Here is an 11,005-nt window from a genome sequence, read left to right as displayed (position 1 = left end):
CCTGCTGAACTGCTGGAGCGGCATTTGTGCCACCTGCCACCAGCCCCTGCCCCGCATCCGGACCAGACACCGAGCAGCCAGAACCACAGAGACCTAACGGAGTCCTACTAGTGCTGTGGCCGGAAAGGTTTGCCGGGAAGCTCGCGGCGTCCGGTGCGGTGCATCGCAAGGCGGAGCATCACCCGCGTACTGGATGTACTCGGGTGATGCGACAACGCGGCGAGGTGCCGTGCCGGACGCCGCGAGCCGGTGAACCCTTCCGGTCGCAGCACTAGGGTCTGTCTGATAATTGATCTTGTGGTGGGTCGTGGCGAGTTGACGGATGCGGCGTGGGAGCGGATAGCGCCGTTGTTGCCGGGTGTTGACGGGCGGGGTCGTCCCTGGCGGGATCACCGGCAGGTGATGAACGGGGTGTTGTGGCGGTTGCGGACGGGTGCTCCGTGGCGTGACCTGCCGGAACGGTTCGGGCCGTGGCAGACGGTCTATGAGCGGTTCGCCCGGTGGGAGGCGGACGGGACCTGGGCCCGCCTGCTCCAGGAGGTCCAGGTCCGCGACGACTCGGTCGGGGCGGTGGAGTGGACCGTGTCGGTCGACTCCACGATCAACCGTGCGCACCAGCATGCCGCCGGCGCCCGCAAAAAGGGGCGGTGTCGGGGGACGAACTGGAAGATCCGGAACGCGCGGCGGATCGTCAGGCGCTCGGCCGGTCCCGCGGCGGGCTGACCACCAAGGTCCACCTCGCCTGTGACGGCCGGGGCCTGCCCCTGGCCGTCCTGGTCACACCGGGCAACGTCAACGACTCCACCGCCTTCGAGGCGGTCCTGGACGCGGTGAGAGTGCCCCGGGCCGGTGTCGGTCGGCCGCGCCGCAGGCCGGACGCGGTCATCGCCGACAAGGCGTATTCGTCACGGGCGATCCGACAGACGCTGCGGCGCCGGGGCATCCGAGCCGTCATCCCCGAACGGGCGGACCAGAAGGCCAACCGGAAGCGGCGCGGCCGGGCCGGCGGCAGACCACCGGCCTTCGACCGCGACCTCTACAAGGCTCGCAACGTCGTCGAACGCTGCTTCAACCGCCTCAAGCAGTTCCGCGCGATCGCCACCCGCTTCGACAAACTCGCCGACCGCTACAAGGCCGGCATCCGCCTCGCCTCGCTCATCCTCTGGCTCCGGGAACCTACCCAAGATCATTTGTCAGACAGAACCTAGGCCCCAGCTCCAACCTCTCGGTGGACCGCACTCATGAGCTCGCGCCGCAAAGCGCGTTGTGACAACCGGCCGGGGCTCCTGAGCCGGCCATCCGACCCACGGGCGAGCCCGCCACGGCACGCGGCGCGGCCCGCAGGGCCTCCGCACTCCCGCCCGCACCCCACCTCCTGACTGGAATCCGACATGAGACGCAGCACCCTCCTGGCCGCGGCCACGGCGACCGCCCTGTCCGCATCCCTGTTCACGGGAACCTCCCCGGCGTGGGCGGACGGCACCACAGGCGGTCCGGTCCTATCCGACGCCAGCGACTGGTACGAGCCGGGCCTGCTCTTCGTCACGGCGCACTCCGACAACCCGCTCATCAGCATCACGGCCCACTTCTATCCCCTGGGCGCACCGGACGGGGCCCCGGAGGCCGGATCGACCGCGGACTTCACCCAGTACTCGGGCTCAGACGCCCGCTCCGGGACCTGGCGGGCGCCGGTGCACCTGGCCGAACTCGGCGACTACCGGGTGACCGTCGATCTGCAGGACGCCTCCGGCGCCACCGTCACCGCAGCCCTCTCGCCGCACACCCTGCACTACCAGACCGTCCTCACGGTCACCGGCCTCACCGCCACTCCGGACGTGCCGGACTTCCTCCACCAGGAAGTCTCCGTCGGCGGCACCGTCGTCGCCCGTGACCCCCGCGACCCCAACGCCCCGGCTCCAGCCCCCGGCGTCACCGTCGCCGTCGACGCCGGGCACGTCCACACGCGCGCGACGAGCGGCGCCGACGGCCGTTTCACCGCCGTCTTCGTCCCTTCCGAGCCGTCCTTCGAGCTGTACACCACGCCCGAGGCCTCCAGCGGCTACCCGGGGGCGGTCTCCCCGCCGACGTACCCCGAGAGCATGCACACCGCACAGGCACCGGTCCGCTTCTCGGCCAGCGCGCACACCCTGGACCTGCACCAGGGCGCGACGGGGACCGTCACCGGCCACGCGGAGATCCAGACCGCCTCGGGCTGGCAGCCGCTGCCGCACACCCCGGTCGCCGTCCAGGACGACGCGGTCGTGGCCGGGCGCACGACCACGGACGAGCGGGGCGACTACACCCTGCGCCTCTCCTCGGACAATGCCGCCCCGGACGCCGAAATCATCGCGGGGACCAGCGGGATGCCCTTCCAGCAGAGTGCCACCGAGCCCTTCAGCCTCCACATCGCCTACACCACCCGCACCAGCCTGAGCGCGTTCCTCAACGACGACGGGTCCCTGACGGCCCGCGGCGACGTGTATTTCGAAGACACCCGCGCCCATTGGCCCGCCAGGCCCACCGTCACCCTGCAGTACTCCAAGGACGGCAAGACCGGCTGGAAGGACGCCGCAACCGTCACGGTTGCTGTCCGCCACAACAAACCGCTGATCCCGGAGACGTTCGCCCGCACCCTCACCAAACCGGACACCGACGCATACTGGCGCGCCCGCTTCGACGGCAACCCCGACCTGGCAACCAGCACCACCAAGCCGGTGCACCTCTACCGCTACGCCACCCGCATCACCGGCTTCCACGCCTCCCCCGACCCGGTCCGCAAGGGACAGCCGATCAGCTTCGCGGGCACCCTCCAGTACAAAAAGGGCATCGAATGGAAGCCGATCCCCGACGGCTCACCCAGCCTCTACTTCAGGCCGCGCGGCTCCACCACCTACCACTACGTCTGTGAGCTGGGCAGCGACGGCAAGGGCCACCTCAAAGGCAAGGTGAGCGCCACACAGGACGGCACCTGGGCCATCGCCCTCAGCCGCCAGACCGGAGACCACTACCTCGCGAGCACCAAAGCCACCGACTACGTCGACGTCCGCTGACCCGCAACACAACCACGGCCTGCCTGGTGCTGTGACCGTGAAGGTTCGCCAGGTTGGTTACCGCGACAGTTGGATGGGCGGTGACGCCCGGTCCGATCACTGAAGGCGTGGTGGCTGAGCCTGTCCGTGCACGCAAACCGACCGACCAGGAGGAGACAGCAACTACAGCAGGTCGCGCGCCGGGGCAGCACCGGTTCGGTGCGCTATTGGCGCGCGATGATGCTGCTTGTCTCGGCGGGCGGGGCCGGGTCCCGTGACCGCCCAACTGGCCCAGACCGACCAGTCGCGTTCTTCCCGGCCCTACCTGCGGCATCAGCGTGCCGGCATCCACGTTACGAAGAGACTGCCCATCCCGGTCCGGGATCGGCGCTCGTGCCCCTAATCAGCGGTCTGCCAATGCCTTCGGTCCCGGTGACACCACTTTTTCGATCATCGTCGACTGGGGGCTCAAGTCATGCCGGGGCCGAAGGCCGGGAGCCTCCTTGCGAGGCCACGAAAAAGGTAAGGGGGCTCCAGCACGCCGTCGACGGTGACGCGGCGTCCTCCGGCCTCGGACGGCGAATGAATGACGCCACGACCAGACATGAACCCAGCCTGGTGGACTGCACTGGAGGGCACATGCCAGCGCGCTCCACCTGGACGACAGGAGCTACACCCGTTCCACGGTGTGCGGGTCGACGGCGGACAGGATGAGTGCTGGGGAGAATGGTGAACACGAGAAGCGAGCAGGTCCATGCCACACTCCAGAAGTCCGGCTCGCGGACGTACCTGACTCAGGAGTGGCGCATGGAACCGCGCTGGAAGAGATTCGGCACCGGCCTGATGAGCTGCATTGCCCTGGCTTGGCTCGGCTACCAGGCCCTCTATGGCGAGGGGATGCTGCGGATCGCTTCCGCCATCATGTTGGTGATTGGCGTGGTGACGACCGCGGGCGCCATCCTCGACCACATCCGCCCTCGACCGAAGCGGCGCCGATCCCGTGAACGGGACGCTGGTTGACGGTGGCAGGCTTCGTAGACCACGTGGTCGCCCAAGCCTGCCGCTAGTGCCCCATCAGGCAACGTCTGCCCCGCTGACGACTCGTCGTGGGCGTTGCTCAGCGGCGCGAGGGGGATGTGGCGAGATGCGTGGAGTCGTTGGCTTATCGACCCGGGGTTTTGCATCGCCGAGGTAGTACACGGCTCCGGACTCACGGCGCGGCGTGTCCACGACCAGCCAGCCCATGATCCGGCCACGCAGATCCCGGACTTGCCAGGGACCGAGGCCGGCCCCCCAGTAAACCCGTTGGTCGCAGCGCTCCCCGGGGCGAGTCGACCAGTCATGTCATGACAGTCACGTCCACGGCTGTCGGCACACTCGAATAGGACAGCCGGGGAAGCGTGTCATTGACGAATACCACGAGCTGAAGTTGGCAGGGTTTGTGGGGCGCCGGATCGCAAGCGCACAGAAGTCCCCCGGCGAGTGCAGCAGCCAGCCAGGCTCTGCGCGGACAACCGACGCCAGAGGTTTGAAGGCGTACGCGGGCACCGCCCCCGTCACCAGAGCGTCGGGCAAGTGCGTCTCTGTGGTGGCCCGCAGGGTCAAGAACCAGAGACTGGCCAGCATCGGCTACATGTGGGCCTTTTCCGCGATGGCCCACTCGGACGGAGCCCGGGCTCACTACGATCGCCGGCGTCAAGCAGGAGACCGCCACACAGCCGCCCAGAGGAACCTGTTCAACCGGCTGATCGGCTGCCTGCCCCACCAAGTCCCGTTCAGCGAAACCGTGGCCTTCCCGACCACGCGAGAACCCCGTCTGCCCCTCGTTGCTTGACACGTTCTTCGCATCGGATGTCTTCTTCCCGTCGTCGAAGCCCCTGGTCGCGGCCGGACAGACGCGGCTGCCTTCACCGACTGCGCATCGATGACGGCTGCGGTCGGCTCCGCATCCCGGCCCGCAACGATGCGGGCCCGGTCGCGCAGCCGGTCGTGGAACTCGCAGGTCAGGCCCTTGTCCCGCCAGCGCCGGAAGAAAGCGTAGACGCGGTCCCACGCGGGGAAGTCCGCGGGCATCGCCCGCCAGGTGATGCCGCCCGCGATCAGGTAGCGCACCGCGTCGACCATCTGCCGGTGGCAATAGCTCTCCGGTTGCCCGCCGCGGCCCTCCAGCCAGCCGGGGACCGGCATCGCGTCGCGTACGACCGCCCACTCCGCGTCGCTCATGCCGGACGGATACTTCGGCGCCTGTGCGGCCGGTCCCCGGCGTTCCCGAACCGGTGAGGAGGCAATCAGACGCCAGGGGAGCCGAGTTGGACCACACCGGCGCCCGCACGGAAGACTGCAGCACCAGGAGCCTCCTGTTGCTCGGCTGGATTCGACACCCACGAGCTGTGCGGGAGGCCCCGCTTTCATGCTCGGCCAGCCAGAAGATCACCCGACCGAGTCGACGACCTCGAACTCACGCCCACCAAGATCGCTAGAGGGCGGGCGGCCCCCGCCTGCACGCACATCGACCGGCCGTCTCCGATGTCGGGCGGCCGGTCGATCTGCTTCATGAAAGCGTCGGCTACGGCGTCTTGGGGTCACCGTCCCCCAGTTGCAGCCACCATACGTCGCTGTGGTCGCGACTGAGGTGCAGCGTCTGCCGCTGCCCGTCGCCGAAGCGGAGTTCGACGTTGGCCAGGTACGGCACCACGGGCTCCTGGACGATCGCCTCGACCGGTCCGTCTGCATGTGCGCCGTACCGGTCGATCAGTTCCCGCGCCGCCCGCTGACGGCCGGTGTACCAAGGAGCGTCCGATACGAGCCAGGTCGGTCGCGTCACCGGCCTGGAGGCGCTGGACGTACACCTTGACGAGCAGACGGACGTCGTCGGCGGTCTCCTGGGTGTCGGGATATGCGGATTTCTCGGCGTGGACCGTGACCGTCACCGCCGGTGTCTTGCGCAGGGAGTACGGGGCGGGATCTCGAAGGAGCCACCAGGTCCGGGTCCTCGGTGGCCTGGAGGCGGCGCAGGGCCAGGATCAGATTGCCGCTGCCGAACGTCGCGAGCGCGGCGACGCCCCACAGGGCCGCCGCGACACCGGCCCGGTCCAGCACGGCGCCCGCGGCCAGGAAGCCCAGCGGCCCGGCCAGGGTGCCGATCGTGATCACCGCCTGCAACACCTTGGGCCCGAAGCCGTCCGGCAGCCGGGCGGAGAGCAGGCCCATCAGCGGCGCGTTCGCCAGGGGCACGGCGGCCGATGACAGGCCGATGGCGACGACGAGCACGCTGGCCGGCACGGGCACCAGGAGCATCCACAGGGGCAGAGCGACCCAGACCAGGGCCGTACAGGCGAGTCGTACGGGGGCGACCCGTGCCGCCAGCGCATAGGCGGCCACCGAGCCCACCAGGCCACCGGCGCCCACGGCGGCGATCAGCAGGCCGCCGACCCTGGCATCCCCCTCGAACCGGGCGAACGCCAGCACCGGCATGGTGATCATCAGGGTCCGCAGCATCAGCCCGAACACCACGGTGGACAGCATCGCCCGGCTCAGGAACCAGTCGCCGCACAGATGCCGCACCCCCGCCCACACGCCGCGGGGCCCGGCCGCGGACCCCCCGGCCCCGCCACCCCCTGCCGGGACGCGGCGCAGCAGCAGCAACCCCGAGAAGGCGAACGTGGCCGCGTCCAGCCATACCACCGATGTGGTCCCCACCAGCGGGATCAGCGCGCCTGCGAGCGCCGGTCCGGCGAACGCCGAGCCGTTCTGCACACCTCCCAGCGCGCTGTTGGCGCGGGCCAGGGAGCGGGCGTGCGGGCTCAGCAGTTCCATCGCCAGCACCCGCTGTGCCGCGTAGTACGGAACGGCCAGCGCCCCGAGCGCCGCGACGATCGCCACGAGGACGGCCAGATTGAGCGCGCCCAGGGTCTGCAGCAGCGGGATCAGCGCCACCACCGGAGCGCGGGCGAGATCGGAGACGACCATGGTCCGGCGGGCGCCCAGGCGCTGGATGACCTCTCCGCCCGCGAAGCCGAGCAGTGCCATGGGCAGCACCTGGGCCGCGAAGACCAGGCCCGCCCGGGTGGCCGAGCCGGTGGTCTCCAGCACCAGCCAGGGCAGCGCGAGCATGGTCATCTGGGTGCCCAATGCCGTCACCGCGCCCGCGACATAGACCGCCGTCAGCGCACGGCTCGGCCTGCCGCCCGGTGTGCCGTTCGGCGCTCCGCCGGGTGGGACGGGGGCTGTGCCGGGCCGGGTCGCCGCGATCGTCATCGGGTCGCCTCTTTCTCCTCGGTGGGTCCGGGCCATGTGGTCGCCCCCGCACCCTGTCGCCCGTCCACCGTCCGGCGCCAGGGAAGGGCCGGCAGTAGCCCACTGCCGGTGCCGCTGCGCTTTCTTCCCTGCCACGCAGCCCGCCCGTCCGGCAGTGTGATGGCCGTCGGAGCCCACCACAGCCAAGGCCGCCGGCGGCGGAAGCGGACACCTATGAAGGGAGGGACGGCGATGAGCGGCGGTATCGGAACGGCGGTGCACGTCCCGTCCTTCGCCGTCCGCGACGGACGGCGAGCGGTCGAGACCCGGTATGTGGACGGTCTCCCGCAGATCGTGGCCTGGGACCTGACGACGGGTCAGCGCCGCCAGGTGACCACCGCACCGCTGGGTGTGGAGACCGCCGCCATCGAGCCGGACGGCCACGGCCTGTGGTGGTTCGACGCCGATCCCGGCGGTCAAGGCCGCTGGCTGCGCGGGCCGTTCGAGGGCGGGCACCCGCGCCCGGCGCTCGACGGCGTACCCGCCGGGCGGATGCACGGCCTGGCCTTCGACCCCCGCAGCGGCCTCGCCGCCGTCGGCGTCGGGGTCGCGGACCGCTCGCGGTACTACCTCGGCCGGCCGGGCGAGCACGCCCGCCTGGTGGCCGAGGAACCCGGCTATGCGGCAGTGGTGGGCCTGGCCCCCGGCGGCCGGCTGCTGGCCACCGCGGGGTACCCGGCCGGACCGGCCGCGGTCCGGCTGTGGTCACCGGCCTCCGGCGTCCTCGTGGACAGCATCCCCGGCGCAGCGGGGGACGGCGACGGCGGCGCGGCGTGGGCGCTGGGCTTCCGCCCGGACCTCACCACCGCACGGCCGGAACTGCTGCTCGTCCTCGAACGCGCGGGCCGCTACACCCTGGCCTTCTGGCGGCAGGGCGAGGGGATCCGTACGCACGGCCCCGGCTCCGCCCTCGACTTCGACACGGAGATCACCGCCTGCTGGTACGGGCCCGGCCGCACGGCGCTGGTCCAGCAGGACCGGGCGGGACGCAGCCGCCTGCTCCGCGCCGACCTCGACCGCGGTACGACGACGGTGCTTCCCACGCCCGAGGGCACGATCATCGACTTCTCCTGCGCACCCGACCGCACCGTCCACTGCCTGTGGAGCCGCGACGGCGAACCGCCCCGGCCACTGATCTGCTACCCGGAAAGTGCGGAAGGTGCGGAGTACCCGGAACCCCCGGCACGTCCCGACCGCTCCGGCCGCTCCGGCCGCTCCGGCCGCTCCACGACGGCGTCCCGCGGCACGGCGCCCGGCGGAACGACCGGATCCAGGCGCCGCGAGCTGTGGACCCGTCGGCCGTACGGGCAGATCCACAGCTTTGTGGCCACCCCGCCCGGCCTCGGGGCGGGCCACCGCCCCTGGCCGACGGTCTTCCTCGTCCACGGCGGGCCCCACACCCACGACCGGGACGCCTATGACGCCCGGACCGAGGCCCTGGTCCGGGCCGGATTCGCCGTGGTGCGCACCAACTACCGCGGCTCGACGGGCTACGGCCCCCGCTGGCGGGACGACTTCGGCCACCGGGTCGGCCTCGCCCAGCTCGAAGACCTCGCCGCGGTGCGCGGCCACCTCATCGACGCGGGAGTCTCGGAGCCGGGCCGTACCGGCCTGTGCGGCTACTCCTGGGGCGGCTATCTGACGCTGCTGGCGATGGGCGTCCAGCCCCGGCTGTGGGACGTGGGGCTGGCCGTCGCCCCGGTGGCCGACTACACGGCGGCGTACCGGGCGACGACGCCGGCGCTGCGGGAGGTCGACGACCGCCTCTTCGGCGGCACCCCCGAGCAGGTGCCACACCGCTATCGCGCGGCCTGCCCGATGACCTATGTGGGCCGCGTACGCGGCCCGCTCTTCCTCGCCGCCTCGGCGGACGACGAGAAGTGCCCTCCGGAACAGATCGAGCGCTATCTCGCCGCGCTGCGGCGCCGCGACGTCCCGCATCGCGTCCGGTGGCTCGGCGGCGGACACGACGTGGGCCGTGACCCCGCCGGACACGCCGCGGCCTGGGCCGCCATGGTGCGCTACGCCGACGACACGCTGCGCGCCTCCCCCAGAACCGCCGACCGCCGCACCAGCGGGCGGACCGGCTCGCACCACCCCGTCCACCACACCGAAGAAAGGTCAACCCCATGAAGCGTCACGGACTGCGCGTCGACCCCATCAGCGCCACCGAGCGGGAGCGCGGCCTCATCATCCCGCCGAACACCCATGCCGCCCTGGACCAGGCGGTCCCGGTCCGGCCGAACGGCCCGGCGCGGACCTGCACCACCCGCACGAAGAAGAACACGGAGAAGAAGACGCCTCTGCAGTGAGCCCAAGCAGCGCCGCAGCGGGGTGCCACGCCCGGCACCCCGCCGCGGCGCCGGCCGTACCGGTGAGGACAGGAAAACATCATGACCACAGCTACGGCAGCGACGGCAGCACCCCGAACGAACAGTCCCCGGCCGGACAAGCCCGAGACGACGGAACCGCGCCAGAACCCGCCGACGTTCCTCAGCGACCCGTACCCGACCCTGGCCAGGATGCGGCAATCGGCCCCGGTCTCCGTGCTGCACAGCGACGGCGGCCTGCGGCTGTGGATCATCCCGCGCTACGACGACGTCCGGGCCGCGCTCTTCGACCGCCGCTTCGCGCAGGATCTGCGGCGCGCCCAGGCCCTGGCCGACAGCCAGGTCGAGGGCGTCAACCTGGGCACCGAGATCACCCATATGCTCAGCAGCGACCCGCCCGACCACACCCGCCTCCGCCGCGTGGTCCAGGCGGCGTTCAGCCGCAAGCGGGTCGAGGCGATGCGGCCGATGGTCGAGCGCATCACCCTCGAACTCCTCGACGGGCTGGACGCGGCAGCCGCGCGCCCCACGACCCGCACCACCACCGCCACGGTGGACCTGGTACGTGACTTCGCCTTCCCGCTGCCGATCCTCGTCGTCTGCGAACTGCTCGGCTTCCCACCCGAGGACCGCGACCTCTACCGGAACTGGTCGACCGCCATCGTCACCCAGGAGGGCGACCACACGGCGTTCAAGCGAGCCGTTCAGGAGATGGGCTCGTACGTCCTGGCCATCGCCGACCGGCGCATCCGCCGCAACGACCGTCCCGCCGATCTGCTCACCGAGCTGCTGGCCGCCCGCGAGCGCGGGGAGCTGACAGACGACGAGATCGTGGGCATGGTCGCCCTGCTGCTGATCGGCGGACACGAAACCACCGTGAACCTGCTGAGCACCTCCTGCCTCGCGCTGCTGCGCGATCCCGGACAGGCCGCCTGGCTGCGCGCCGATCTCACCCGGATGCCCAGAGCCGTCGAGGAGTTCCTGCGCTACGACTCCCCCATCTGTATGGCCACCACCCGCTTCACCACCGAGCCGGTGAACGTCGGCGGAGTGGAGATCCCGCAGGACGAGTTCGTACTGCTGTCCCTCGGCGCAGCCAACCGCGACCCCGCACGCTTCCAGGACCCCGACCGCCTCATCCTCGACCGCCAGGACACCGGCCATCTCGCCTTCGGCGGTGGCATCCACCGCTGCCTCGGGGCCCTGCTCGGCAAGCTGGAGACCGAAATCGCGCTCACCGCACTCCTCACCCGCTTCCCCGAAACCACCCTGGCCTGCCAGGAACGCGACCTGCGCTGGCGCAACACGATGATGCTCCGCAGCTTGGAAACGCTGCCCCTCACCCTGCAC

9 protein-coding genes and 1 pseudogene are annotated in these 11,005 nt (G+C 71.0%); 7 read left to right on the top strand and 3 right to left on the bottom strand.

Going from position 1 to position 11,005, the window contains the following annotated elements:
• Window positions 1–300: 300 nt before the first annotated feature.
• The 4 genes and pseudogenes from FRZ03_RS09685 to FRZ03_RS09670 all read left to right on the top strand — a co-directional run.
• Window positions 301–1,208, top strand: a protein-coding gene (locus FRZ03_RS09685; protein ID WP_146464777.1) for an IS5 family transposase whose coding sequence is annotated in 2 segments (ribosomal slippage) — window positions 301–646 and window positions 646–1,208 — 909 coding nt in all. Because the reading frame shifts where the segments join, the coding sequence is not laid out codon by codon here.
• 183 nt (window positions 1,209–1,391) lie between these two features.
• Window positions 1,392–3,050, top strand: coding sequence for a hypothetical protein (locus FRZ03_RS09680; protein ID WP_146464757.1), 1,659 nt, complete (start codon window positions 1,392–1,394; stop codon window positions 3,048–3,050).
• A gap of 786 nt (window positions 3,051–3,836) precedes the next feature.
• Complete coding sequence (locus tag FRZ03_RS09675) at window positions 3,837–4,049, top strand: hypothetical protein (protein ID WP_146464756.1); 213 nt, start codon at window positions 3,837–3,839, stop codon at window positions 4,047–4,049.
• Between the two features lie 487 nt (window positions 4,050–4,536).
• A pseudogene (locus tag FRZ03_RS09670) lies at window positions 4,537–4,833 on the top strand (transposase); the annotation flags it as partial.
• Here the strand turns inward: FRZ03_RS09670 and FRZ03_RS09665 are convergent.
• From FRZ03_RS09665 to FRZ03_RS09655, 3 genes are all read right to left on the bottom strand, one after another.
• On the bottom strand, window positions 4,725–5,216 hold the full coding sequence (locus tag FRZ03_RS09665) for a transposase (protein WP_261398807.1): 492 nt from the start codon (window positions 5,214–5,216) through the stop codon (window positions 4,725–4,727). The pseudogene FRZ03_RS09670 and the gene FRZ03_RS09665 sit on opposite strands and share 109 nt — an antisense overlap.
• A gap of 379 nt (window positions 5,217–5,595) precedes the next feature.
• Complete coding sequence (locus FRZ03_RS38965) at window positions 5,596–5,853, bottom strand: hypothetical protein (protein WP_186785324.1); 258 nt, start codon at window positions 5,851–5,853, stop codon at window positions 5,596–5,598.
• A complete protein-coding gene (locus FRZ03_RS09655) occupies window positions 5,850–7,286 on the bottom strand; it encodes an MFS transporter (protein ID WP_261398799.1) in 1,437 nt (478 codons plus the stop codon). The genes FRZ03_RS38965 and FRZ03_RS09655 overlap by 4 nt, the downstream gene beginning before the upstream one ends.
• A 231-nt stretch (window positions 7,287–7,517) precedes the next feature.
• On the opposite strand from FRZ03_RS09655, the gene FRZ03_RS09650 reads away from it, so the two are divergent.
• The 3 genes from FRZ03_RS09650 to FRZ03_RS09640 form a co-directional block, all read left to right on the top strand.
• On the top strand, window positions 7,518–9,458 hold the full coding sequence (locus FRZ03_RS09650; RefSeq protein ID WP_146464755.1) for a S9 family peptidase: 1,941 nt from the start codon (window positions 7,518–7,520) through the stop codon (window positions 9,456–9,458).
• Window positions 9,455–9,637 (top strand): hypothetical protein, encoded by a 183-nt coding sequence (locus FRZ03_RS09645; protein ID WP_146464754.1) that lies wholly within the window; start codon window positions 9,455–9,457, stop codon window positions 9,635–9,637. The genes FRZ03_RS09650 and FRZ03_RS09645 overlap by 4 nt, the downstream gene beginning before the upstream one ends.
• Before the next feature lie 81 nt (window positions 9,638–9,718).
• Window positions 9,719–11,005, top strand: a 1,287-nt coding sequence (locus FRZ03_RS09640; protein ID WP_261398798.1) for a cytochrome P450 family protein, incomplete at its 3' end; no start/stop codon positions are given.

The organism is Streptomyces misionensis, from assembly GCF_007896895.1.
GTDB lineage: Bacteria > Actinomycetota > Actinomycetes > Streptomycetales > Streptomycetaceae > Streptomyces > Streptomyces misionensis_A.
This window is presented reverse-complemented; position numbering and strand designations above follow the sequence as displayed.